Source organism: Paenibacillus sp. JT31N7 (assembly GCF_059692095.1).
On the sequence record NZ_JCAUAT010000005.1, the window covers coordinates 108,466 to 133,832 of the forward strand.

Consider the following 25,367-nt stretch of genomic DNA (forward strand, 5'->3'; position numbering starts at 1 on the left):
AAAACAATATCATCTTTGCTGCGCAAAATCAACGGGGCCCGCCAGCAAAACAGCCTTACATTTTTGCCCTTTTGTCTAAAAACGGGCCTCTTTTTAAAAATTTTGCCGGATTCCCGTTCAATTTTCACTCATTCCGTATGGAAACCGCCCCCTCCACAAACACTATCTGTAAAAGCGGAGGTGCAGGATGAGCAGCAAAATTTTGTTGGTGGAAGACGAGAGTAAAATTGCACGCGTCCTGCAGCTGGAGCTGCAGCATGAGGGGTACGAGGTCAGTCTGGCCGAGGACGGGCGCGAAGGTCTGGACATGGCGATGGCGGAGCCGTGGGACCTCATCCTGCTCGACATCATGCTCCCCGAGCTGAGCGGGCTGGAAGTGCTGCGCCGCCTGCGGCAGCAGTCCGCGGTCCCCGTCATCCTCCTGACCGCCAGGGACGCGGTGCCCGACCGGGTAAGCGGCCTTGACCAAGGGGCGAACGACTACGTGACGAAGCCGTTCGCCATCGAAGAGCTGCTCGCCCGCATCCGCAACCTGCTCCGGCTGACGACTCAACAAAGCCAGGCGGAGAACGAACAGCTTCTTCAGGCGGATGACATCGTCATGAACCTGAAGAGCCGCGAGGTTACCCGTATGGGTAAATCCGTCGAGCTGACGCCCAAGGAATTCGACCTGCTGCAGTACCTGCTCCAGCACAAGGGGGAAGTGAAATCCCGGGAAGACATCATCTCCGATGTATGGGGCTATGATTTCGTCGGCGATACGAACATTGTGGACGTCTACATCCGTTATTTGCGCCAGAAGCTCGAAAAAAATTTTCCCGGCAAGCTGATCCACACAATCCGGGGTGTCGGTTACCTCATTAAAGGAAGTGGCCCCGATGAGTCTTAAGCTGCGGTTCGCTCTGCTTCAGACCTCCCTGCTCTTTCTGATTCTTCTGGGTGTCAATTTCTTTATCTACTACCTTTTCATCGAAAACAATACACGCAATGAAACTCAAAATATCGAGCGCAAAGCGGCCAAGCTGCTGCTTCAGGAAAATGTGGTGCAGCATCCGGAATATTGGGAAAATCCTTTTCTGCTCAAAGACTTTCTCGTGGCCAACGAACTGATCCGGCTTATCGGACCGGACTCCACGGTGCAAAAAGAAATTTACACGGACGAAACGCTCCTTCAGCGTCCCGCCAAGTTTATAACGTCATCGGGCACGATCTCCAAGCTGGTCTCCACGGACAACGGCTTTTGTCTGTATGTGCTGGTGCCGGTCATGGAAAACGAGCGCCAGATCGCTTCGCTGGAAATCGCCCGCAAGCTGGTCACCCTGAACGATAACGTGCAGGTGCTGTTTCTCGCTCTTTTTTATACGACGCTCGGTGCGCTTGTCTTATCGGTCATCATCGGGTATATCTACGCCAGTCTGGTGTTTAACCCCATCCACAGGCTTGCCCAGACGATGGAAAGCATCGAACGGAGCGGGACATTCAGGCGGCTTGAAATCAAATCGACGCGAAAAAAAGACGAGATCGCCCAGCTCGGCCAGACGTTCAATGAAATGATCGGCCGGCTGGAGCAGCATTTCGAGCAGCAGAAACAGTTCCTCGCGGATGCCTCCCACGAACTGCGCACCCCGCTCACGATTATCGAGAGCTACGCCAGGCTGCTTAAACGCTGGGCCAGCAACGACCCCCAGCTTCGCGAGGAAGCGATCGAAGCCATTCTGAGCGAATCCGTCCGGCTGCGGGAAATGACAAAGAGCCTGCTCACCCTCGCAGATTCCGACGAAAGGCAGCGGACCGAATGGCAGGAATTCGAACTGCGCCCCCTGGTCCAGGCTACGGCCGCGTCCATCCAGCTGACGTTCGACCGCGAGGTCCGTCTGGATCTCCCGGAAGAGGATTTTCCTCTGAGGATGAAGGGCGACCCCGAGAAAATCCGCCAGCTGCTGATCATTCTGCTCGACAACGCGATCAAGTACAGTCAGCTGCCGATCGACATGATCGTCCGGGAACAGCCCCGTCACCTGCAGATCTCCGTCGTGGACAAAGGGATCGGCATCGAGAAAGAGGACATTCCGCAGCTGTTCAACCGGTTTTACCGCGTCGATAAAGCGCGCAGCCGCAAGAACGGAGGCGTCGGCCTCGGGCTTGCCATCGCCGAGAACATCGTCAAGCTCCATGCCGGAACTCTGAAGATCCAAAGCGAGCCGGATATCGGCACAGAAGTTCATGTCAGGCTCCCCAAGGATTAAGGAAACCCGGGGTCCGGGTCAACCGCTTTCGGACAACCGTTAGAAGACGTCAAAGAGAGTGCCCGGAGGAGCTGCACGGTACGCTTTCGGACCGGTCCCTTACGGACGCCGCTTCCGATCCTTTCGTCCTTGCTTCCCGCTGCAAGGAAACCCGGACAACCTGAGGCACTCTCTCCGGCGCATGAAAAAGGACCGGCCTTTGAAGGCCGGTCCTTTTTCATGTCAATACTCGATGTACGCCTCATGGTAGCTGTCTTTATACTTGCGCCTGCGCACTTGTATTTGCAGAACGCCTTCCTTGTAAGTGGCCTTCGCCGTTTTCGGAAGAACCGGGCTGGGCAGTTTAATGAGTTTTCTCGGTTCGTCCGTCAGCCCGAGTATTTTGACGTGACTGGTTTTCACCAGTACCTGCAGCGAACGCGGATCTTCGCGTTTCGGAATTTTTAACCGGACGAATACGTCCGTATGCGTTTCGAACGTATCGCCGTTCACGGGTTCCCGCGGCTGATGGGACGTTGTTCTCTGCTGCGCCTTCTGCTGAGACTTGGGCTGCGTCTGCTGAACGTCCGCGTTCATCGGGGGCGGCGGCAGTGTACGGTCGAAAACGTCACGCACGAACCCTTCGATCCATTTGATATTATCCATGTATTTCTGGGGCTGATCGAGAAATTTTTCGACATGCTCCCATTTAAGCCATTTATTCATGTCCGGCTGATTCATCGCAGCTCCCCCCGCTTCTTCAGCATTATATGAACGGGGACCGCCCGGAGGTGAACATTCTTTACGGAAACCGTTAAATCGGGGAAAGCAGTATGAACATCTGGGCGCTTCCCTACATAAGCTATAAAAGAAGACGCAGCAAAGGAGAACGCCTATGCCGGCCATCGTCGGAAACGTAAAAATACTGACTGTAGGCCCCAGCTCTGTCGTTCAATTCGGGGACTGCCTGGTCATATCGCCCAATAGCACATCAAAGACGTATGCAGGAGCAGGTTCTTTTAATACCGGTGATTTACCGCATGTATATAATGCTGTCAGCGCCACAAATACGAACGATAGTGATGCCATCGAAGCCGAGGCAAATAAAACGGCGACGGCATGAGCTGGACCATCCATCAGACGATTACGATCCATCAGCTCCGGGTCGATGCCGTGTCCAACTCCTCCGTCCTGCAGGTCGGGAGCGCGGGCAGCATCCGTGCGCTCTCGAACCAGTACAACACGGGCGGCTTCACCGCTCCCGCCCCGGAAGTGGGCAAGGGCAGCCTGGTCGGCTTCGGCGGAGCGGCCGGCGGCGGCCTTCCCGGCGCGGCGCCGGGAGGCGGGCCTTCCGGCACGGCCGGTCCTGCCGGGCATGGCGCGCCCGCCAAGCCGGCGGCGGGCCCCGGCTCCACCGGCGCCGCGGAGGCGGGGCCAGGAGCCGGCGGCCTGCTCGGGCCGGGCCCCCATCTGCAGCCGCCGTTCCCGCCGTGGATGCCGTGGCGGCCGCCGCAAGGCCGGGGCCCCTCCCGCGGCAGCTGACGGCGCGCTGCGCCCCGCCCGTGCAGGCGGCCTAGCCGGAGCGTCGGCAGCTCGCTCCCGCCGGGGCGCTTCCGCGTGCCGCGCATCACACTTCCGCCGGCTAATGAGCCCGGCGGCATTTTTGCGAAAGCGAAAGAGAGGTGAGGCTATGCACGGCTACGGGTCAGGCGACCCCAATCTGTATGCCTATCAGCTTCAACAGATGTGGACGCACATTCAGCGGCAGGAAGCCCGCATTGCCAAGCTCGAAGAAACCGCCGCAGCCATGCGCGGTGAGATCGAGGAACTGAAGCGGCAGCGCGGTATACATATCGACCGGATCGAATACAAATTCGATCAGTTGAAAGTAGAACAACTGGACGGCACACTGACGATCGGCGTCTCGCCCTCGACCGTGGACGAGATCGAAGATTTCGCCGTAAACGGAATGGACGCCTCTTTCCCGGATAACGGGGCTGCGCCTTCCGAAGGCTTCTATCCGCATGAAAGCCGGGAACCCGCACAAGCTGGCGAGGGCCGCCCGGCCGCGGACGAAGGAACCGCCAACCGGCACCTTCACGACTTTCTCGACCGCGAAGCCATGGAAGAGCTGATAGAGCTTGCGGCCAAGCGGCACTTGAACATAGGGGCGGACGAGAGCAGACGGGTTATGGACGATTTACGGCAGCAGATCGAAGCGAGAGTCCGGCAGTACGCCTCCTCTCCCGATCTCTTGCATGCGGGCGGGCAGGAGCCGCCGGGGAACGCAACGTGGAAACTCATCGAAAAAACAAAAGCCGACATACGCGCCGGCATCCGCAATTATTTGGCTCACTATCAGGAGGGAAAAGGAGATGGAAATCCGTGAAGGTAGATTTTTATGTGGAAAATAAATGTCTGCAGGTAGGCTCCGTCTATATCATCGGGGTTTCCAGTTCTTCGACCTTCCTTATCGGGGACACCGATTCCATCACCGCTTCGTCCATGTTCGACACCCCGCCGGAATCCGTCATAGTGGGACCGCTCGTTCCGCTGCCCCATACTTAAGCCATGGCCAGACGGCTGGTTTGGCTCACTCAGGCGAAAGTGCTCTCGGTTTCCAGCGCTTCCGTTTTCCAGGTCGGCGACAACGGCGGAATATACAGCCGGTTCAGAGCGCTCGCCCTTCAGCGGGAAATCCCCGTCTATCTGGATGAAGAAGGCGCGTTCGAAGCGTATCCCATCTTCGCCCGCCCTTTTCCCGAAGTGCGGTTTCCGCCGGAATCGGCAAAAACGACCTGCAGCCTCGGCCCCATACAAGTAGGTCCTGTCAAGGTGCTCGGCGTGTCCGCCTCGTCGGTGATGCAGGTAGGCGGCAGCGGTCCGGTCAGCCTGCAGGCGCGGATCAAGCATATCCGCCAGTTCCGGCCGATCGGCCCTTACACCAATCCGACGGGCACGATCGCCTACACCGGTTCCGGCGAAAATCTCGCGGCCGAAAGCGGGCCGCCGGAACCCGGGTCTTCCCCTTCGAACCCTTACGGCTTGAACCGGTAGCCCGCCCCCCAGATGGTCTCGATATAGGCGGGGTCCGACGGGCTCGGTTCGATTTTCTCCCGGAGCTTGCGGATATGAACCGTCACGGTCGAAATATCGCCGATCGCGTCCATGCCCCACAGGTGGTCGAACAACTGATCTTTGCTGAACACGCGGTTGGGATTGGTCGCCAAATGGTTCAGCAGATCGAATTCCTTGGTCGTGAAAGGAATCTCTTTGCCGTTGACATAGACCCTTCTGGAAGCCCGGTTGATGACGAGTCCGCGGATGCGGATTTCGTCCTTGTCCTGGTCCTGCTGCCCTTTCAGCCTCTCATACCGGGACAAATGCGCCTTGACGCGCGCCACGAGCTCTCCCGGGCTGAACGGCTTGATGATATAGTCGTCGGCTCCCAAACTGAAGCCGCGGATTTTATCCAGGTCCTCCTTTTTGGCGGAAACCATCAGAATCGGAATATCCCGCTCCACACGAATCCGCTCGCAGATGGCAAAGCCGTCGGTACCCGGCAGCATCACATCCAGCAAAATCAGATCGTAGTGTTCGACAAGGGCCCGCTGAAGGCCCGTTTCGCCGTGATGCTCCATATCGACCGTAAATCCGTCCAGCTCCAGATAATCCCGTTCCAGCTCGGCAATGCTTACATCGTCCTCGACGATCAGAATGCGTCCGCCTTCTTTCATGTTATCTTCCTCCCTTTCTCGTCCCGGTTTTTGCGCACGGTAAATTGAATGGTCGTCCCTTCTCCGAACCGGCTGTTGGCCCAGATCGTGCCTTCGTGCTCTTCCACGATCTGCTTCGCGATGGCGAGCCCCAGCCCGCTCCCCCCGGTTTGCGAGCTGCGTGACGGGTCCCCCCGGTAAAACCGGTCGAAAATATGCGGCAGTACATCGGACGGAATGCCCTGCCCGTTGTCGTGAATGCCGATTACCACGAATTCCGGCCGCTCCAGAACGAAGATACGGATGTGCCCTTCCGGTTTATCCCGGTACTTCTGGGCATTTTCCGTGATGTTCGTGAGCACCCTTCTGAGCTTCTCACGGTCGATTACGACCCTAAGCGGCTCCTCCGATGAGAGTTCCAGCGTAAGCCGGATTCCCTTTTTCTCCATATCGAACTGCATGTCTTCGACGCAATCCTTCAGATAGGCCGTTAAATCCGCCTCCTCGAACTGAAAGGGCAGCTTGCGCAAATCCAGCTTGGAGTACAGAAAAAGCTCATCGATCATCCGGTCGATATCGACCGTTTTGGAATAGACCGTCTGGAGATAGCGGTCGAATTTCGCCTGGGAGTTCGTGACGCCGTCCATAATTCCCTCCACGTATCCTTTAATGGCAGTCACCGGCGTTTTCAGGTCGTGAGAAATGTTCGAGATCAGCTGCTTCCGGTTTTCCTCGTACTGCATCTGAAGCTCGATGGACTCTTTGAGCCTGCGGCGCATTTCTTCGAAAGAAACGGCAAGCTCCCCGATCTCGTCGCTGGAAGCCGGACGCACCTCAATATCCAGCCGCCCTTCCTTGATGTGCTCCGCGGAACGCTGCAGGGCGCGGATCGGCGTAATCAGACTTTTTGACATTAGGTACGTCATCATCCCGTTCGTCAGCACGAGCACGGCGATCAGGACAGCGAGGAAAATCAGACCGTATTTAATAAAATATTTTTTGCCGATCGTATCGTGCGTCCCGATGAAAAAGCTGCCTTTTCCCCCGTCGGGAAATAGAAAATCGTGATGCCTCAGCAGGTAATAATTGTTATCCAGTTGGGAATCCGTCAAGCCCGAATAGTAACTGAAAGCCGGCAGCGAATTCAGCACATCCGGGTGATTCATCGTGGGCGAAATATACAGGATCTGCTCGTCCTTGCGGATAATGAGGCCCATATTCACACGCTCGACAAGAGCTTCCCACTGCTTCCACTGCCCGGGATCGCCGGCGCTTTTGGGGTCCATCGCAATGGCGCTGCGGATTTTGTTGTAATTGTCATCTTCCATCTGGGCGACTTCCTTGAGCGGATTGCCGTGGGTAATGTCGATATGGTATTCCCTTTTGAGATCCTGGATGAGCATAAAATACAGCCCGGTTACAGTCAGTCCGACCAGAATAAGCGGGATGACCAGCATGGCTATGTAGGAAAGCAGCAGCCGGGTACGGATGGACATGAACGTCTCTCCCTTGCTTTGATTTTCGATTGTAAACCGGCCGGCCGTCTAACCGCATGCAGCCGGACCGCAGCCGTAAAAGCGTATGTCCTCAATATACTACGCCGCAGGCCGTGCGGGAAGCTCGGTAACACACGCAGCAAAGAAAAAGGGTCCGCCGGCCTAAACCGGAACAGACCCTTACCCCGAACATCCGACCCTTTTGTAAGTAACACAAGATTAGTTCAGTTTGCCTGTAAAATGCCGATGACGCCTATTTCGTTCTCATCCGGATCCAGCAGACCGAACCGGTCCCGGTTGAACTCTCTGGTAAGCGCGGACAGCTTAATCCCGCCGGCCCGCAGCGTCTCGAAGTCGTTCCGGGGGTCCGTCGATCCGATCGTAAACGCCATATGAGCCAAGGCGGAGAAACGCGGAGTCTCAAACACGCACACGTTTATATTATCAAAGGAAACCGCTTCCACTTCCTTATCCAGGGCAGGGAGCTTGTAAGCGAACCGGTGCTGAACAATGGCGCCCAGCTGGTTTTCGAACCACTCTACGGAGCGCTGCAGATCACGGACGGGCAGGAACGCTCCGCCAAGCCGGATAGCTCCTTCGGTCCCCGAGTAAGCTTCTTCTCTCCAGCCGACGATGCCGATGGGATTGCGGTCCGGATCGCTGATTTTGAAACCCTGCATATGGTGAAAAGGAGCGAGTTCTTCCACGATCTCCACTCCGCTTCCGGTCATGGTCCGGTAAGCCTTCTCCGCATCGTAAACGTTCACGTTGAAGGGAGCCTCGTCGTACCGGTTAAGCTCTTTCTGCTGAACTAAGGTGAGACAGGTTCCTTCAAGGAAGGAGAGCCTGGCATGCCGCTCGTCCCGGCCCAGTAAACGAAGGCCCAGCACCTGCTCGTACCAGGGCACCGACCGCTTCAAATCGGTGACGGGCACGAATACATCCACCAGTTTGGTAAAAGTCATTGTAATTCCTCCTGAGCGTTGATGGAACTCCGGGCGCCCTTGTCTCGCTGCGCCCTCCAACCTGTTCCGAACGCCCGGAATTTCTCTAGATTCCTTCATCTATTGTACCTTGTTTTGTATCAATACACACGATGTACAATATCCTCGAAATCCGGCTCCTGCATATGTACGTCGGCAATTTCGCCCCAACCGCCGGCAAGCTGCAGAACCTCCATCGGGCCGATGTCCGTGCGGTTGAATTCCAGCACAAGTTTTTCTTTCTCCGCGGCAGTGACACGGAACGGGTACTCCTTGCCCGCCTCTCCGCTCGCAAACCCGCTCGCTCCCCGGTACCGGATCGTCATAATCGTCGGCAGCCCGATCCGCCGCCGCATGCCTTCCACGGTACCGTCATATCCGATGGTACCGTCGTTGATGACGATCACGCGCTCGCAAAGCTGCTCGATATCGTCCATATCGTGCGTGGTGAGCAAGATCGTTTTGCCCGCTTCTTTGTTCAGCTTATGCAGAAAGCCGCGGATGCTCTGCTTGGCCGCTACATCCAAGCCGATTGTCGGCTCGTCGAGGAAGAGGATGTCCGGATCGTGCAGCATGGCGGCCGCCAGATCCGCCCTCATCCTCTGACCGAGCGAGAGCTTGCGGACCGGCGTATCCATAAATTCGCCGAGGCCGAGAAGCTCGCCGAGATCCGCAAGCTTTCGCTTCAGGTCCTCATCCCGGACCCTGTACATAGCCGCAAGGATCTCGTAGGAGTCACGGACCGGCAGGTCCCACCAGAGCTGGCTTCTCTGGCCGAACACGACGCCCAGCTTGGCGACCACCCGTCTGCGGTCGCGCTGCGGGCTGAGGCCGGAGATCCGCACTTCTCCCGAAGTCGGATGCAGAATGCCCGTGAGCATTTTGATCGTCGTGGATTTTCCGGCCCCGTTAGGACCGATAAACCCTACGAAGTCTCCCTGGCCGATCGTGAAATTAACGTCGTTCACCGCCGTTTTGGACCGGTATTCCCTGGACAGCAGGCTTCTCAGACCGGCCATCCGCCCTTGTCGGACGATCGGCGTACGAAACGTTTTGTTTAAATTCGTCGCGGTAATCAAAAATTTCCCCTCCTTCTGTTCCCGCTTTCACTCAGCGCATCATGTCTTTGATCCATTCCGTCAGACTCCGGCTTGTGCCGTAGCCGTAATTGAAGAGTTTGCGGGTTTCTTCAAACCGTTTCTCCGCCATCTCCGTACCCATTACGACGGAAACCAGCCTCCGGCCGTCCCGGACCGCCGTTCCCGTAAAGCAGTACCCGGCCTGATCCGTAAACCCGGTCTTCAGCCCGTCGGCGCCCGGATAGGAGAAGGAATCGTTCGTATGCGGCAGCATGCGGTTGGTCGTTTTCAGCGTCTCGAACCTTCCCGGCAGGCTATAGTCCGCCTTAGCGGTCAGTTCCAGAATGCCGGGATGCTCCCGGATAAGATAGACCGCGAGCTTGGCCGCGTCTTTGGCCGTCATGAGCGTCTCTCCCGTATTTTTCTTGGGAGCGAAGGGTCCCAGATCGGCGCGCGTCAGCCCGCTTGCGTTGGCGAATACCGTTTTATCGGATAGGCCGATTTCTTCCGCTTTCGCGTTCATTTTCACCACAAATTCATCCTCTGTTCCGCCGAGGTGCTCGGCCACCGCTACTGCGGCATCGTTGGCGGACACGATGGCCATGGCGGCCAGCATATCTTTAAGGGAAAGTTTCTCTCCGGTCTCAAGCCCGATCTGGGCACCGGTCACCTCGCTGGCGTACCGACTCGTTGTCACCTGGTCATCCCAAGAAGCACGGCCCGCTTTCACTTCCTCGTAAACGAGCAGTTCCGTCATCATCTTGGACATGGAAGCCGGGGGGAGGCTCTCCTCCGCGTTCCGCTCGTAAATCACGCGGCCGCTTTCCGCTTCCATCAACAAGGCGGACCTGGCATTGATAGCAGGTTCCGCATGCTTTCTTTCATTCCACAACCAGATACCGGCGACCGCGAGGACGGCCAGCAGCAGGACTCTCCGTTTGATCCGTTTCACGTCGTCACTCCGCTCCTTCGGTTCTTGTCTATGTCTCTCTATGTAGAAAGACGAACCAAGCCCCCAAAAAGACTCGCCTCCTTCGTTAAGACGGCCCAGGGATCTTATCGGGCGGTTCTCATGCAGAGACCCGGCAGCAGCCGCTTTGCCGGTTCTGCAAGAGTCCGCGGGAGCGACGAGGCGTGGAACGGCGTTCCGACTTCTCTACGTTCCTGTGCTCTGGTAACGTGAAATGCCCAACTTCCACAGCCTTCCGGCCAGCAGGACGAAGACGAAGGCCATGACCGCTACCGCAGCCAAAGCCCATGTGCCGTACTCATGCCGGATGATGACGGAAGCCGGCACATAGTTGGCCAATCCGACCGGAAGGAACGTCAGCAGAATGTAGCGGAGCCAGCCGGGGTATACGTCCAACGGATACTGGGCGGCGGATCTTGCAGCGTCCTCCGTCACGTTCTGGAGTTCCTCGATCCGGGTGAGCCAGAAACCGGCCGAGGCCGTAGCCAGTCCGATGGCGAACAGGATAAGGGCTCCGGAGCCGACGGCGACGACTGTCAGCGGCACGGCCTGCCAACCGATCTGGCCCGTACGCATCATATGGGTCATCGCATACGCGAGGATGAACAGGCCTTGCCCGAACTCTCCGACCAGCAGGCGGAAATTTTGAGTCATCAGCACGAAAAGCACCGGCAGGGGCCGGATCAGAAGAGCGTCCATGTCTCCGCTCACCAGGTATTTTTCCAGATGATGCACATCGGAGGCCAGAGACCGGTAGATCGCTTTGGACAGCAGGATCACCGCGTACAAATAAGCCACCTCATGCAGCGACCAGCCCTTTACGCTTCCGAAGCGGTCCAGCACAAGCGCCACCATCAGAAACTCCGCCACATTCACAAGAGCCGCCATCAATGAAGAGAAAATAAAGTTGAACTTGTACTGCATCCGGCTTCTTAATGAGGCCCGGATCAGCAGCATATACATCCGCAGTCCGCTTCTCATCCTCCCTGCACCTCCAGCTTTTTGCGCATCGCGCCTGTCGCCAGCATGCATAATCCCGTAAAAAGAACGCACCAAAACAGCGCTGCCGGCAGAGCGGCAGGCGTCGTTCTTTCCGTGAACAGCGAAACCGGAACATACAGCAAATAGGGATACGGAGTCAGCCAGCTAAGCTGGCTAAGCCAGGCGGGAAGCCATTCCAGCGGGATAAAGAAGCCGGAAAGCAGCATGGAGAACGCATAGTTCACCCAGTAAAGCCAGCGGGATTCGGTCGTCCACATGGCGGCGGCGCCGATCAGGTAATTCATGCAAATGGAAATATAAGCGGCGAGCAGAAGCGATAGAGCGGTCCAGCCGTAAACGGAGAGCTTCCCGGGAACCGGGATCGAAAACAGGAAAAAATAGAGGATGTAGATCGGAAGAAATTTGTACACGAACTGGTACGCGATTTGTCCCCATTCCCGGTACATCTTATGTAGAAACAGGGGGACGGGACGCATCAGATCCAGAGCAATTTGTCCGGTGCGTACGGACTGCTCCATGCCGAGACCGTTCGTGATGAAGAGCACCAGCCATAAAGAGGCCTGGTTGAAGGCGATATACGCGGTCATTCCCTGGACCCCGTATTCTCCGAGCGAATGACTCTCTCCTATACCTGCCCACAGGGACACGTAAACAAATCCGAACATAAAGCTGGACACGTTATGAATCATATGCGCGCCCCGGTACTGCAAATTCCGCGCGTAAGCTTTACGCGCCAAGACAGAAAAAAGCATCCAACACCTCCGGTTCATCAGTAGACGATCGTTTCAGCGTGAAATGCGTGTAGAGGGATTTCATCTTACCAAATGCCACCAATAAAAATCAACCCCGGAATTAGATTCAATTTACTCTTTCCGACAGTAAAGAAATATAGGATGATAAACTGGAAGCCGGAATCCGGAACTGAAAGATTCTAAAGGTAAGAGAGGAAGCTGTCACCGTGGAAATAACCAAAACCGCTAAGCTTAAAAAGGCGATCTCGGAAGGCGGCATTTATAAATCGTTATTTCAGCATCACCCCGATGCTATTTACGTCATGGATACACAAGGACGTTATTTGGACGCCAACCCTGCCGCGGAGCGGATCAGCGGCTATTCCAGAGAAGAATTCATACAGCTCGGCCGGGAAACTCTTTTTAGCGAGCACGCCGAACAGGGCAGAACCTATTTCGAGCGGGCGCTGCGGGGCGAAACGCCAAACTTCGAGGTGGAATTTTGCCGGAAAGACGAAGCCGTATTCCATGTAGAAATTACCTATATTCCGATCATCGCGGACGGAGAAATAGTCGGCGTCTACGGAATGGGCCGGGATATCACGGAGCAGAAGACCGTCCGCAGCAAGCTGCAGGAGTGCGAAATTCTTTACAACCTGATCTCCGAAAACGCGGGCGACATTATTACGTTCACGAATCCCCTAGGGATTTGCGAATATGTGTCCCCCTCTATTCATAAATTGCTCGGGTATGAACCCGAGGAAATCGAAGGGACCTCTATCGGCGATTATTACATTCCCGAAGAAATCAAATCCGGCTGCTCCGAAAGCCCGAGTGATGACACCGATTTGCTCACAGGGCGCTTCCGGCATAAAGAGGGACATTACCTCTGGTTTGAAACGACCGTGAAAGCCGTCCGCAACGCCGAAGGACAAGTGGAGAAAATTCTCGGCATCGGACGCGACATTACCGAACGCCAAAAAATGGAGGATAGGATCCGGGCCAGCGAGAAGCAGTACAGGCTTATCTCCGAAAATTCACTGGATTTTATTTCGCGCCACTCCGCCGACGAACAGGCGCTCTATCTGTACGCATCCCCCGCCTGCCTTTCTTTGCTCGGGTACGAGCCGGAAGAGCTCATCGGAACGAGCGCATACGACTATTTTCACCTGGATGATGTGTTTCTCGTTACCGAGTATTTGCAGGCGAATCTCGCCGAGGTCGGCATGTATACCGTCTCCTACCGCATCCGGCGCAAGAACGGAGAGTACATCTGGTTCGAAAGCAGCGGCCGTTACACGTATGACGAGAACAGCGGGATCGTTCAGGAAATCATCGCGATTTCCCGCGATATTACCGAACGCAAAATTGCGGAGAACAAGCTGAAAGTAAGCGAGCAGAGATACAAGTCCCTCTTCGACTATAATCCATCCAGCGTTTACTCGTTCGACCTCGAAGGCAACTACGTTTCCTTAAACGCCAACTTGGCGAGAATGACCGGATTCAGCCGCAAAGAACTGCTCCATCACTCGTTTACTTCCCTGATCGAGCCGTCTCTGTTGGAGAAAACCTTAACCCATTTCCATAACGCGAAACGGGGCATCCCGCAAAACTACGAAACGACGCTGATCCGCAAGGACGCGTCGCTCATTGATATCAGTGTCACGAACGTTCCAATCGTCGTCGACGATGAAATCGTAGGCGTATACGGAATTGCCAGCGATATTACGGAAAGAAAAAAGTATGTCAAAGAAATCGAGCATCTGAGCTACCAACATTCCCTAATTCTCGGTTCCGTGTCGGAGGGCATTTACGGACTGGACCGGGACGGCAGCGTCATGTTCGTCAATCCGGCGGGAGCGTCGATGCTCGCATACTCGCAGGAAGAGCTGATCGGGGTCAATATCCACGACAGCATCCATCATACGAAAGCGGACGGAAGCGATTATCCCCACCAAGATTGTCCGATTCACGCCACTATGAAGGACGGGCTTTCCCGGCTTGTTCAAGAAGAGGTTTTCTGGAGGAAGGACGGGTCGAGCTTCCTAGTCGAATACAGGATCAATCCCCTCTACGACAAAGGGGAGATTATGGGAGCGGTCGTCGTTTTTACCGATATCACCGATGAAAGAGAAATTATCCGCGCCAAAGAAATCGCCGAGCAGGCCGCCCGGGCGAAATCGGAGTTCCTCGCGATGATGAGCCATGAAATCCGTACGCCGATGAACGGCATCATGGGGATGACCGATCTCCTGCTGGATACAAGGTTAGACGAAGAACAGCGGGATTATGCCGAAATCATCCGTGAAAGCAGCGATGCCCTGCTGCAGATTTTGAATGACATTCTGGATTTCAGCAAAATCGACGCAGGCAAAATGACGCTCATTATGGAGCCGTTCGATCTTCATGCTGTCGTGAAGAGTACACTGGAACTTTTCGCTCCGAAGGCCGCCGAGAAAAAGCTGGAGCTTATCTCCACGATCGAGCCGGATGTTCCGCATCTATACATGGGGGATGCCTCCAGGGTGCGCCAGGTGCTCGTTAATCTCGTCGGGAACGCGCTGAAATTTACGGACAGCGGTTCTGTCGTTGTCTCCGTGGAAAGTCTGGCCGCCGTGAAATCCAAACCCGTTCTGCTCGGGTTTTCCGTCGCCGATACGGGCGTGGGCATTCCCGCCGACAAGCTGGATCACCTGTTCCAGTCTTTCTCCCAGCTGCATCCGGTGCTGAACCGTAAATATGGCGGCACGGGACTCGGCCTGTCGATCTGCAAACGGCTTGTCGAACTCATGGGCGGAACGATCTCCGTGGAAAGCAAGGAAGGCGCGGGGTCTGTTTTCCGTTTCACCCTTCCGAACGCTCAGATAAAACAACAAGAAACCGAGGAAGAACAGGCGCTGGGCGAAGAACAAGAGGAATGGATGATCTCCCAGTTGAATTCCCGGCCCGCTCCGCTTAAAATTCTCGTGGTGGAAGATCACCCCGTAAACCGTCAACTGTTCATCAAGTTCCTCGAAAAGCTCGGTTACGGGGCGGATATTGCGGAGAACGGGATGGAAGCCGTTGAAGCCGTTACAAGGACGGAGTACGACCTTGTTTTTATGGACATGCAGATGCCGGTCATGGACGGGCTGCAGGCTACCCGGCTGATCCGCCAACTTCTGCCCACCGGCCGGTATCCCGTCATTATCGCCGTTACCGCATCCGCACGTCCGGCCGATAAAGAAAAATGCCTGGAGAGCGGCATGCAGGATTTTATCTCCAAGCCGATTCTCTTCGATGAAGTGAAACGGATATTCAGCCTTTGGGGCCGAAAGAACGACCGGGAAAGCCCGGATCAATAGTCCCCTCCGTTCCAATCATTCGGATTCATTCCGGGCTCTGCCGGGTAACGATGGGTAATCCACTTTTAAGGGAGGTTGCCTGTAATGACACGAAAAGCAAGAGGTGTTTTTCAATCAAGCGGGGATGCCCTTCGCGCTATCGAAGCGTTAAAAGAACACGGCTACAGAGACGAAGATATTTCCGTACTCGCCAAACATAGAGAAGAATTCGGACCTTACACGGAAAGACAGGAAATTGCGGGTAAGGAGGATACGAAGGCGGAAAAAGGCGCCATCGGCGGAGCCGCTATCGGCAGTGCCGCGGGACTGATCGCGGGAATCGGCCTGATGGCCGTACCGGGCATCGGCCCTATTCTGGCCGCGGGACCTCTGGCTGCCGCCTTATCCGGTGCGGCGATCGGAGCCGGAGCGGGCGGCGTAACGGGCGCGCTTGTCGGTGCGGGGATACCCGAGGAAGAGATCGAGAATTATCACAGCCATGTAGAACGCGGAGATATTCTCATCGTGGTCGATACCCCGGAGGACAAGTGGGAGCTTGTAAACGGGATTCTCCGGGAAAACCGTGACGGCAGCCGCGCCGCCGGTGAGCATTCGAAGAGTGACGTGTACGAAGCCACTCCCCACGCCGTCCACGATGATCCCGATCTTCTGAGCAATAAGGAAGATGTCAATTTCCGCCGGTAACGGAGAGCGGTGAGTCTTCACCGGCTTTATCGAATGCCGACAGCCTGCGGCGGTAGTTTCGCGGGCGCAGCAGGGCTGGTTCTCAAGCGTGTTTTGCCGCTTGGGGGCCAGCCCTGCTTTTTGCGCGTGAAAAGAGGAGCTAACCGAGGAAATAAGGAGATTTGCAGCATTTAGGTGGAGGATGTATAAAAGCTATCCGCTCCGGCAAGGCTGTTACTAGATTGCTAGATTCGAACGGGAAACGGAGCGATAGAGATGATGAGAAGCGTGATGACGAAGAGCACCTTACAAAAGAGCGCGCGGACGCAGCTGCGGTGCGGACGGAAGCCGAACCGCGCCGAAGCGGGACAACCCGCTGCAGCGGGACCGCAGGCAGAGCCGCGGCGTGGTAACCCGGCGCGCGGGCTGCTCTGGGGCATCGCGCTGTTGGCCGCGCTGCTGCTCGCCGGCTGGTCTGCCGCCGCGAAACCGACGGCCGCGGACGCAGGCCGCTCCGACCTTGCCGCGCTGCTGGCCGCCGCAGACGGCGTGCTTGCGCCGGACGCCGCCGTCACGCTGCGCTACGCGGCTCCGCTGCCTGCCGCGGCAGGTGACGACGCGCTCGCCGCAGCGGGCGACGCGCTGGCTGCGCGGCTGTCGCTGCCGGCAGGCACCGTCAGCCGCGCTTCCGGCCACGCCGTCTACGCCACGGCCGCTGCGGCGGGCGGCGGCTCTGCGGCGGGCGGCGGCTCTGCGGCGGGCGGCGGCTCTGCGGCGGGCGGCGGCTCTGCGGCGGGCGGCGGCTCTGCGGCGGGCGGCGGCTCTGCGGCGGGCGGCGGCGGGCTGTCGCTGCAGCTCGCCCGCCTTGACGACGGCAGCGCGTTCGTCATCGCCCGGCTGGAGGCGCGCGCAGCCGACGGCCTCCCGGCCCTGGAAGCGCGCCGGGAAAGCCTGGAGGCCGCCCTGCAAGCGGCAAGTGTGCAGGCGGACTGCAACGTCGTCCTGCAGGGAGCCGCAGCCCGGCCTTCGGCAGGAGCCGCGGCTCAGGCCGACGGGCTCCAGGCGCTGCTTGCGAAGCGGCTCGGCGCCGCTCCGCTGGAGCGTTATGCCGACGGAGAGACCGTCAGTATAACGATGGGCGTGCCCAAGCTCCACGCTTCCGTAATCAGCGGCGGCAAACGCGTCAATCTGCAGGCCGCGGTTCACACGGTAACTGAAAGTGGACTGCAGCGTATCACAATTGGCACGCCGGTCATTACAACCGAATACTGAACTCATGCCGTTATTTTAATACGTTCTGCTGCGGTTCCATATCTTCTGCCTGACTACTTACCGTTGTTCCCGCTCTAAATCCGTACCTGCTTCCTTCGTCAAACAGCCCTATGTCCGTATCCCATGCTCCTCTTTTACCAACCTGCCGCAGTTCTATCTTCTCCACGCCACGCAAGCCAGGCAAGCTGCATGAAATGCGGCTTGCCTTTAACGAATCGCATCGTATGTGCACCCTGCGGCTCGGTTTACCCAGCGATCCTTTTAATCCAAGACCGGAAGAAAATTTTTTCAAAAATTAGCGTCTAACTAGCGGAATCCGTTTAAGTAATTTTACCGGCAAGTGCGCAGCGGCAGCAGGAATCTTGAGCACAGCTCATGCCTGACCGGAGCGCAGCCACACCCTTATCGTGGGCATCATGCGAGACACCCGACGGGTCCATACTTTAATCCAAGTTTTATTGAAATCGCTTACAATTATAATCCGGGAGGCGGTACAATGACACTGCGTTTTTTTCAATGGTTCGGTAAATGGAGTTTTCCGGAAGGTTTCGGACGTAGAGTAGCGGCAGGCCTAATTATAACGGCCGTCCTTGTCTCCCTGGTATTAAGCGCGCTGCTAAACAGGCTCGTGCCGGGTTCCATGACATATGGCGAACTGATGACCCGCTCGCAGCCCGCTTCCTTTTATCTGCCTGACGAAGATTTCACTTACCGCGACCAGAGCGTCATTGAATCGTTTACCCGCCTGGCCCTCACCAAGCAAGCTTTGCGGAAAGAAGAAGCAACCTCCGCCTTTATTCCCGGCAAGGAACCTCTCCGGCTTTCTTATGAAAATTCCAAAGGCCGGATTATTCTCGTCGACGCGGATGGCCGGATTTATACGCCGGTATCCAAAGCGGAGTTCCGCAATGAGTCCCGCCTGCACTGGCTCTGGTGGAAGCTGGATACCGGCCGATCGTCCTACCTGTATTACGTTACCGAGCCTGACGCGGCTGTAGCCCGGCTGGCCGAACAGATCAAAAATTCGGCTCCGGCATTAGGAGCGGCGGGCTGAACACTTAACATCATGCCCTGCCGAAGAACGTTGTTCTTTGCTCCTCGCCCAAGCCCTTTCTTTACCCGCTGCTTTTTTTTCACAGCGCACGGCTATCCCGACCCCCTGCAGAAAACCCGGCCTTCCGGTATGCGCCGCGTCCGGTTCCGGCGGTTTCCTCCCCGGGGCCTTTTTCAGCTTTCGAGCAGTGCAATCAGCTTTTGCAGGAGAACCGGTTCTTCATCCCGGAATTGGTCGAACCGGAGCCTCAACCGTTCATACATTCCCTTATCCTCGCGGAATTCATGGCGAATGTACTGGTCCCTCAGCTTCATTGCTCTTTTGGCCAGATCTTTATAGCCTTCCACAAGCTCCTCGTCATACGGAATGATCCCCTCATTCACGAGATATTCGATCCGCTCGCTCATCATTTTTTTATGCTCCCACAAGAGATGAAGGTGCCGCACATCGTTGCGGACTCCCAGCCGGGGATCGTTTTGCTCTACGGCGTCATAGTACATCTGCAAATAGTCGTATACCCTGATTCCGAAAGCTTCATCCTCGTCCGGGTTGTAATTGATCCGGTTTAAGCGGGTCTCCCCGTTAAGATAGTCGCGCAATTGGTCGATCGCGGCTATTTTGTCAAAAGGATAGTGGAATTCCGCCTCGTATTTGTAAAAATACGTATGGTGATCGGACGTTTGCCCCTCCTTCAGCAGCTTTTTCATGGAATTTACGGCATCGAGAAACTCTTCGAAAGTAATTTCCAGATTGCGGTATACTCCCGTATTGTCGAACATGGAGGCATAAAAGATCCGTTCTTCCCAATTGAATCCGTACAGAAAAAGGTGATGGGGAAACGGTTCCTGCTGATAGCAAGCTGCCGGCGACAGCCTGGATTCGTCCAAAAAAACAATACAGTAATACTCGTTACGGATCTGATCCGCAAAAAATTTCGGCCAATCATCCAGCGCCAGATTTTCCATAAACGTATAATTGACGGTGCATGTGAGCAAGAACGGGTTGTTGAAATTCAGTTCATTGGGCTCGCCCCGGAAAAAGTCGACGTAGCACTGCCTGCCGTCCTCCAAAAACTTCTTCGTGCAGGACAACTGGATAAAATTGCTGTAAAACCAGGGAATCGTTTCTTCGTGTCCGCTCGTAATGGAAAGTGTGTAGCCCCACCGCAAAAAACCTTTAAGTGGCGGATTCGATAACGGAAGCTGAACGGCGTTCATCTGATTCTCCCCTTTCTGAGATGTAATCCGGAATGGTGACCGGCAGAGTTCCGGCAGGCTCCGATATGCCCGTCAGAACACGGGCCAGGGCCTGCAGGCTATACGGATGATGCTCGTAGCAGGCCAGGAAGCCTTTGGCCTCCGGGAATGCAGCTAGATCGACGGGGTTGCGCAGGGAGACCGGAATGACTTTGGCGCCGCCCTTCAGCAGCTCGCGGACCAGTGCAGTTTGTCCAGGATTGGAAGCCGTGTGGAAAATGCCGGCGACGATCTGCCCGTATCGCTGCGCTTCGGAAGCCATGGCCGCAATCTCATCCGGCCCCGGGCTGGTCCCGTACACGCGCTCCGTGAGATTCGCCCCGATAAAAGGGCGCAGAAAGCCCGCCAGGGTAGCATCGTGTACCGGCTCGTCTTCGGATTTGCAGGCAGCCGTAATGTGCGGCCAGAGTACCAGCGTGTCGACGTCCGGAGACAGCCTGCAGAAATCCGGCTCACGGTTGACGGCCGTGATGCTTTCCTCGCGGAGCCGCTCTATCGTCCCCAGCGTCTGCGGATTCTCCAGCAGAAGCTGCGCTTCTTCCCAGCTGCGCTCCCGCAGCTCTCCGATGCGGCGCTCTTTCAGGCGAAGAATACGCTCCACGGAAGCGTCGATCCGCTCCTCCGTCAGACGCCCGTCCGCCACGGCACGCTCCAGAGCCGCCACCGCCTCCAATTGGCTTTCGTACGTGTGGCTGACGAGCAGAAGATCCGCTCCGGCCATCATGGCCCGGACGACTGCCTCGCCCACGCCGATTCCCTGCGTCACGGCGTCCATTTCCATGCAGTCGGTCACGATAAGCCCGTCGAAGCCCAGCTCCTCCCGCAGCAGTCCCGTCAGGACTTCCCGGGAGAGCGTGGCCGGAACAGCCTCGCCGCCGGTGAGCAGCGGAATACCGACGTGGGCCGTCATAACGGCTTCGGCCCCGGTCAGGGCTGCCCGTTGGAACGGCACAAGCTCCACCGACCGCAGCCGTTCGAGGGAATGCCTCACGACCGGCAGTTCCGCGTGGGAATCCGTCTCCGTATCTCCGTGCCCCGGAAAATGCTTGATGACGGAGGCGACCCCACCGTCCTGAAAGCCGAGCATGGCGGCGATCCCCAGCTCGGAGACTAGTTCGGCATCGTCTCCGAACGAACGGACATCAATGATCGGATTTCGCGGATTGATGTTGATGTCCACCACCGGCGCGAAATTCATATTGATGCCCAGCGCCTTCAGCTCTTCCGCCGTGCCTTTGGCGGCTTCGTAGAGCAGCCCGGGATTACGTGCCGCTCCCAGCGCCATCGCCGCAGGCAGCTGCGCAATCCCCTGCCTTACCCGGACTACCATGCCACCCTCCTGGTCCGTCCCGATCCACAGCGGTATGCCCGTCACCGCCACAGCCATCCGCTGAAGTTCTTCCGTTAAAGCGAAAGCTTGCCCCGGGTTGTCCAGGTTGCGGGAAAAGAGCACGACCCCACCGGCCAAATGGTTCTGCAAAAGGTCCCGGATATTCGCATCCGGTGTAAGACCTTCGAAACCGGCCATAAGCAGCTGGCCTATTTTCTCCTTAAGCGTAAGCTCGTTACACGCTCTCATTGAGTTGCCTCCTCTGCCGTTACATTTGCGACCAATCGAACAAAACGCCCATGACATCGGACTTCCGCCCGGCGAGCCGGGAATACACCGATACGGCTTCGAGCGGGCTTACTTCCTCGCTAATGAGACTTGCGACGTCCAGCTTTCCGCGACGGAGGGATTCGAATATGAATCCGTTCATGTCCGCTTCCGTCCAGCCTTTAAACCCTTCCATCATCCGGCCGTGAATCCCCAGTATGCTGACCGAATTAAAGACGACTTTCGGCCCGATGGTCTGCTTCGAAGGTTCTGTCGAGTCCCCCAGCAGGATCACTTTGCCGAGGTCCCGGGTGAGCTGCGTACAGTGCGGCAGTACAGCGTAGGAGCCCGTGACATCGTACACCGTGTCCAGCATCCTGCCTCCGGTGAGCTCTTCCACGGATCCGAATGCTTCGGCCACCGGAAGATCCAGCAGATCCGTCGCCCCGTTTCGGCGGGCTTGATCCAGACGGGAGCTCTCCGGCGCAATCGCGATAATTTGGCGCGCACCGCTCGAATTCAGATACTGCACCACGAGCTGGCCGATAAGACCGAGCCCGACGACGCCCACTCTTTCGCCGAATGCGGGCTCGGCGCGCAGGACACCCAGCAGGGCGACTTTCGCGATCTGCGTAAAAACCGCCTCTTCGTCAAGAACCGTATCGGGAATAAGCGCCGCTTCCCGGTAATCGGCCAGGAAGTACTGGCGGTGTCCGGCTGGGCAGATAATCCTGTCGCCGGTTTGGATTCCTTCCACCCCGCTGCCCGTCCGCAGCACTTCCGCCGCCATGGAGTAGCCCGGATAGAACGGATAGCGGACCCAAGAGGACCAGACTGTTCCCTCGTCGAAGCGCCCTCTCAGACAGGCCAATTCCGTGCCCGTACTGATCAGCGACTTTTTGGCCGCACATAAAATTTGTCCCGGTCCCGGCTCGGGCACCTTCTCCTCCAGCAGCTCGATCCGGCCCGGCTCCTGAAATACGCAGTTTAACGAGGTGTATCCCTCACTTGTCGCAACATCCGGCATGCTTTGGCACTTCCTTTTCTAAGTGTAGGATGGGAATCCAGAATTCTTCGAAAAAATTTTTCCGCCGGAAGCTCCCTTGCAGACCCGGCACGGGGCGCCAGCTCAGGCACGGAGCGCCAGCTCAAGCACAGGGCGCCAGCTCAAGCACAGAGCGCCAGCTCAAGCACAGGGCGCCAGCTCAAGCACAGAGCGCCAGCTCAAACACAGAGCGCTAGCTCAGTCACAGAGCGCCAGCTCAGGCACGGGGCAGCGGCTGGCTCCAGCAGGAGGCGATCTTCGTGCATACTGCCCGCCCCGGCCGTTTATCGGCCTCAGAGCCGTCTTAGCTGCTCGCGCTGCTATACCCCCTGACGGCTTGTTTCCAGAGCAGCCGTACGGCAGCGAAGAGCAGCAGCGATCCGGCCAGCGCCAGCCCCGCATAGAGCCAGCTGAGCTGCCCGAGCAGGAACATCGGTCCGAAATTGGTAATCAGGAACAGAGGAATAACAAAGGTGCCGATCCGGCGGACCCAGGCCGGGTAAATGGCCATCGGAAAATTGTTGGCGTCCCAGACGGAATGGGCGATCTCCGACACCGAGCCCGTTTGGACGAACCAGAACGACAGCAGCGCCGGAATAATCATCAGGCAGTACGTGATGACAACGGAGACGACGAGCAGCAGGGCAAATCCCGCGAGCTGTATGAACGACAGCGGAATATCCATGGCGTGCCAGCCGATACCGACCATCACGAACCCGACCAGAATGTCGGGGATCGGGAGCGCCAGATCCACATAGCGCAGGGAAGCCATGAACTGGAGAGAAACCGGTTTCGTCAACATGAGGTCTAGCGAACCGTCTTTGATATACTCGGGAATTTTCATGAAATTTGTAAAAAACAGGCCGACATAAATTCCGGTCGCCACGGTATGCATCCCTATAAATAGCAGCAGCCCTTCGGGCGGTATCCCGTCTACATGAAGATCGGTACGGAACACGACGAGCACATACAGCAGCTTGGCGAGCAGGTAGACGGATTCGACCAGCAGGCTCATTATAAAATTGCCTCTGAACTCCATCTGGGCAATGAGGCAATTTTTGATGAACATGCCGTACAGGTGCGCGTATTTTCTCATGATCTTAAACATATGGAACGTCCGCTACCCCCCAACCGCCGAATATTTCTTCATGGATACGCGCCACGTCAGGCGGGAAAGCCAGAAGAACAGCAGAATCCACCCGCACTGGATCAGCAGCCCCTGGTACATGGCCGCCGCTTCCGTCTTGCCGCTGAGAACATTGACCGGAAAATAAATCGTATACGGGAACGGCGTATATTGAAGCGCCTTCACAACCGTTTCCCCGAAAATCTCCAAAGGAAACATGCCTCCGCTCAAGATATTGACAAGCAGACTTGAAATGACGAAAAAATACGAGATTTCATGCAGATAAAAGGCGCTGGCGCAGATGCAATAGGCGATCAGAAAGTTGAGCAGAAGCGCCCCGCACAGCGTGAAGGCAAACAAGATCAGCCGTACGGCCTCCACATCGAGCACTTCCCTGGCGGACGCAATCCAGATAATCCCGATAAGCAGAAGCGCCGTAATTCCGTAATAGATCGCCTTCTGCCCGAAAAAGGACACCAGCCGATAACCGAAGTAGCTGACCGGTTTGATCAAGTATTTGTTAAGACCGCCGTTTTTGATATCGTCGGCAATCTGGTGCTCGAACTGGGTAGCGATCAGCTTGGACACCAGACCCGCCAAAATGGTGTACAAAATAATTTGCCCGTACGAGTACGAGAACAGCGCCGCCTGGCCGGAATGCCGGTACACCGCCGTCCAGATGAAATACTGAACAAGGATCGGAAAAGCGGCTCCCAGCAGACCGAGAAAGAAGTGAAACCGGTATTCCATCGAATGCTGGATGCCCATCGAAAAAACCGCCATGTACAATTTACGTCTGTTCATCCGACGGATTCCTTGCGGTAGAGCATCGAAATGCTTTCCTCGATCGGCACGTCTTCGATTGTCCAGTCGACGATCGGAAACGCATCGAGCACGGCGCGCGACACTTCCTTCAAGCGGTGCTTCGGCAGCTCCAGAACGGCATTGTAGCCGTCTCCGCTGACGAGTTTGCCGAATTTGACCAACCGCTGCTCGGCAACGGGCTCTGAGAACTGCAGCCGGATAATTTTCTGCTCGCCGAAAAGATCGTTGATCTTATGGAGGTCCCCGTCATACAGCAGACTTCCTTCGTTAATGATGATCGTCCGCTTGCACAGGTCCTCCACATCCTTCATGTAGTGGCTCGTCAGCAGAATCGTCGCGCCGAACTGCTCATTGTAATATTTCAGAAACTCCCTGACCTTCTTCTGGGAAGGAAAATCGAGGCCGATCGTCGGCTCGTCCAGATAAAGCAGCCGGGGCCGGTGGATAAGAGCGGCGATCAGCTCCATCTTCATCCGTTCACCCAGGGATAGCCGGCGCACCTGCACGTTCAGCAGCTCCTGAACATCCAGCATTTCCGATAACTCGGCGAGGCTCCGGCGGTAAAGATCGTCGTCCACGTCATAGATACATTTGTTCAGATAAATCGACTCGCTCGCGGGAAGATCCCACCAAAGCTGGTTTTTCTGGCCCATCACTATGGAAAAAAGCCGTTTGAATTCGTTTTTCCTCTCCCACGGCACATAGCCGAGCACGTCGGCTTCCCCGCCGGTGGGATACAGAATGCCCGACAGCATTTTGAGGGTCGTGGTTTTACCCGCCCCGTTGGGTCCGAGAAACCCGACGCACTCGCCGGGGCCGATGTCGAAGGAAACGGATTTAACCGCTTCCTTCACCAGCGACTTGCGGGCGAATAAATTTTTCAGAGAATTTTTAAGCCCGGCTTCTTTCCGGTAATACACGAACGATTTGTGCAGTTCCCGCACACGGATGAAGTCCATCCCTGCCCCTCCTGAACGATTGCC

Annotated in this window: 24 protein-coding genes and 1 pseudogene; 11 read left to right on the forward strand and 14 right to left on the reverse strand. The window is 56.6% G+C overall.

Annotation, left to right across the window (positions count from 1 at the left end; genetic code table 11):
• Positions 1 to 187: 187 nt before the first annotated feature.
• A complete protein-coding gene (locus AC58P5_RS20935) occupies positions 188 to 889 on the forward strand; it encodes a response regulator transcription factor (RefSeq protein ID WP_497389986.1) in 702 nt (233 codons plus the stop codon).
• The gene (locus AC58P5_RS20940; protein WP_497389988.1) at positions 879 to 2,246 is read left to right on the forward strand and encodes a sensor histidine kinase; all 1,368 of its coding nucleotides are present in this window, start codon (positions 879 to 881) and stop codon (positions 2,244 to 2,246) included. Before AC58P5_RS20935 ends, AC58P5_RS20940 begins: the two co-directional genes overlap by 11 nt.
• 222 nt (positions 2,247 to 2,468) lie before the next feature.
• Here the strand turns inward: AC58P5_RS20940 and AC58P5_RS20945 are convergent, their stop codons facing one another.
• Positions 2,469 to 2,966, reverse strand: coding sequence for an Hsp20/alpha crystallin family protein (locus AC58P5_RS20945; RefSeq protein WP_497389990.1), 498 nt, complete (start codon positions 2,964 to 2,966; stop codon positions 2,469 to 2,471).
• 154 nt (positions 2,967 to 3,120) lie between these two features.
• On the opposite strand from AC58P5_RS20945, the gene AC58P5_RS20950 reads away from it, so the two are divergent.
• The 5 genes and pseudogenes from AC58P5_RS20950 to AC58P5_RS20970 all read left to right on the forward strand — a co-directional run bounded on the left by AC58P5_RS20950 (position 3,121) and on the right by AC58P5_RS20970 (position 5,282).
• A complete protein-coding gene (locus AC58P5_RS20950) occupies positions 3,121 to 3,348 on the forward strand; it encodes a spore germination protein (protein WP_103996433.1) in 228 nt (75 codons plus the stop codon).
• Positions 3,345 to 3,524: pseudogene (locus AC58P5_RS20955) on the forward strand (spore germination protein GerPB); the annotation flags it as partial. The gene AC58P5_RS20950 and the pseudogene AC58P5_RS20955, both read left to right, overlap by 4 nt.
• 391 nt (positions 3,525 to 3,915) lie before the next feature.
• A complete protein-coding gene (gerPC, locus tag AC58P5_RS20960; RefSeq protein WP_497389992.1) occupies positions 3,916 to 4,614 on the forward strand; it encodes a spore germination protein GerPC in 699 nt (232 codons plus the stop codon).
• Positions 4,611 to 4,793 (forward strand): spore germination protein GerPD, encoded by a 183-nt coding sequence (locus tag AC58P5_RS20965; protein ID WP_009676346.1) that lies wholly within the window; start codon positions 4,611 to 4,613, stop codon positions 4,791 to 4,793. The genes gerPC and AC58P5_RS20965 overlap by 4 nt, the downstream gene beginning before the upstream one ends.
• Before the next feature lie 3 nt (positions 4,794 to 4,796).
• Positions 4,797 to 5,282, forward strand: a complete 486-nt coding sequence (locus tag AC58P5_RS20970; RefSeq protein ID WP_497389994.1) for a spore germination protein GerPE — start codon at positions 4,797 to 4,799, stop codon at positions 5,280 to 5,282.
• On the opposite strand, the gene AC58P5_RS20975 is transcribed toward AC58P5_RS20970, so the two are convergent.
• The 7 genes from AC58P5_RS20975 to AC58P5_RS21005 form a co-directional block, all read right to left on the reverse strand.
• Positions 5,264 to 5,962 (reverse strand): response regulator transcription factor, encoded by a 699-nt coding sequence (locus AC58P5_RS20975; protein ID WP_497389996.1) that lies wholly within the window; start codon positions 5,960 to 5,962, stop codon positions 5,264 to 5,266. The genes AC58P5_RS20970 and AC58P5_RS20975 overlap by 19 nt on opposite strands.
• Positions 5,959 to 7,437, reverse strand: coding sequence for a sensor histidine kinase (locus AC58P5_RS20980; RefSeq protein WP_497389998.1), 1,479 nt, complete (start codon positions 7,435 to 7,437; stop codon positions 5,959 to 5,961). Before AC58P5_RS20980 ends, AC58P5_RS20975 begins: the two co-directional genes overlap by 4 nt.
• 224 nt (positions 7,438 to 7,661) lie before the next feature.
• Positions 7,662 to 8,402, reverse strand: coding sequence for a VOC family protein (locus AC58P5_RS20985; protein WP_497390000.1), 741 nt, complete (start codon positions 8,400 to 8,402; stop codon positions 7,662 to 7,664).
• Between the two features lie 119 nt (positions 8,403 to 8,521).
• On the reverse strand, positions 8,522 to 9,499 hold the full coding sequence (locus AC58P5_RS20990) for an ABC transporter ATP-binding protein (protein WP_497390002.1): 978 nt from the start codon (positions 9,497 to 9,499) through the stop codon (positions 8,522 to 8,524).
• A 31-nt stretch (positions 9,500 to 9,530) separates the two neighbouring features.
• On the reverse strand, positions 9,531 to 10,451 hold the full coding sequence (locus AC58P5_RS20995; protein ID WP_497390004.1) for a D-alanyl-D-alanine carboxypeptidase family protein: 921 nt from the start codon (positions 10,449 to 10,451) through the stop codon (positions 9,531 to 9,533).
• A gap of 204 nt (positions 10,452 to 10,655) precedes the next feature.
• A complete protein-coding gene (locus AC58P5_RS21000) occupies positions 10,656 to 11,450 on the reverse strand; it encodes an ABC transporter permease (protein WP_497390006.1) in 795 nt (264 codons plus the stop codon).
• Entirely contained in the window at positions 11,447 to 12,223 is a 777-nt protein-coding gene (locus AC58P5_RS21005) for an ABC transporter permease (RefSeq protein ID WP_497390008.1), read from the reverse strand. Before AC58P5_RS21005 ends, AC58P5_RS21000 begins: the two co-directional genes overlap by 4 nt.
• Positions 12,224 to 12,429: 206 nt before the next feature.
• Between AC58P5_RS21005 and AC58P5_RS21010 the strand changes: the two genes are divergently transcribed.
• The 4 genes from AC58P5_RS21010 (at position 12,430) to AC58P5_RS21025 (ending at position 18,535) form a co-directional block, all read left to right on the forward strand.
• Entirely contained in the window at positions 12,430 to 15,546 is a 3,117-nt protein-coding gene (locus AC58P5_RS21010) for a PAS domain S-box protein (protein WP_497390010.1), read from the forward strand.
• A gap of 84 nt (positions 15,547 to 15,630) precedes the next feature.
• On the forward strand, positions 15,631 to 16,230 hold the full coding sequence (locus tag AC58P5_RS21015) for a general stress protein (protein ID WP_497390012.1): 600 nt from the start codon (positions 15,631 to 15,633) through the stop codon (positions 16,228 to 16,230).
• A 255-nt stretch (positions 16,231 to 16,485) separates the two neighbouring features.
• Positions 16,486 to 17,481, forward strand: coding sequence for a YwmB family TATA-box binding protein (locus tag AC58P5_RS21020; RefSeq protein WP_497390014.1), 996 nt, complete (start codon positions 16,486 to 16,488; stop codon positions 17,479 to 17,481).
• A gap of 496 nt (positions 17,482 to 17,977) precedes the next feature.
• A complete protein-coding gene (locus AC58P5_RS21025) occupies positions 17,978 to 18,535 on the forward strand; it encodes a hypothetical protein (protein WP_497390016.1) in 558 nt (185 codons plus the stop codon).
• Positions 18,536 to 18,708: 173 nt separating this feature from the next.
• Here the strand turns inward: AC58P5_RS21025 and AC58P5_RS21030 are convergent, their stop codons facing one another.
• From AC58P5_RS21030 to AC58P5_RS21055, 6 genes are all read right to left on the reverse strand, one after another.
• Positions 18,709 to 19,752, reverse strand: coding sequence for a hypothetical protein (locus AC58P5_RS21030; RefSeq protein WP_497390018.1), 1,044 nt, complete (start codon positions 19,750 to 19,752; stop codon positions 18,709 to 18,711).
• Complete coding sequence (locus AC58P5_RS21035; protein ID WP_497390020.1) at positions 19,712 to 21,370, reverse strand: glycoside hydrolase family 3 protein; 1,659 nt, start codon at positions 21,368 to 21,370, stop codon at positions 19,712 to 19,714. Before AC58P5_RS21035 ends, AC58P5_RS21030 begins: the two co-directional genes overlap by 41 nt.
• Before the next feature lie 19 nt (positions 21,371 to 21,389).
• Positions 21,390 to 22,415 (reverse strand): zinc-dependent alcohol dehydrogenase, encoded by a 1,026-nt coding sequence (locus AC58P5_RS21040; protein WP_497390022.1) that lies wholly within the window; start codon positions 22,413 to 22,415, stop codon positions 21,390 to 21,392.
• A gap of 322 nt (positions 22,416 to 22,737) precedes the next feature.
• On the reverse strand, positions 22,738 to 23,541 hold the full coding sequence (locus AC58P5_RS21045; RefSeq protein ID WP_497390024.1) for an ABC transporter permease: 804 nt from the start codon (positions 23,539 to 23,541) through the stop codon (positions 22,738 to 22,740).
• Between the two features lie 12 nt (positions 23,542 to 23,553).
• Entirely contained in the window at positions 23,554 to 24,363 is an 810-nt protein-coding gene (locus tag AC58P5_RS21050; RefSeq protein ID WP_497390026.1) for an ABC transporter permease, read from the reverse strand.
• Positions 24,360 to 25,343, reverse strand: a complete 984-nt coding sequence (locus tag AC58P5_RS21055; protein WP_497390028.1) for an ABC transporter ATP-binding protein — start codon at positions 25,341 to 25,343, stop codon at positions 24,360 to 24,362. Before AC58P5_RS21055 ends, AC58P5_RS21050 begins: the two co-directional genes overlap by 4 nt.
• Positions 25,344 to 25,367 lie beyond the last annotated feature (24 nt).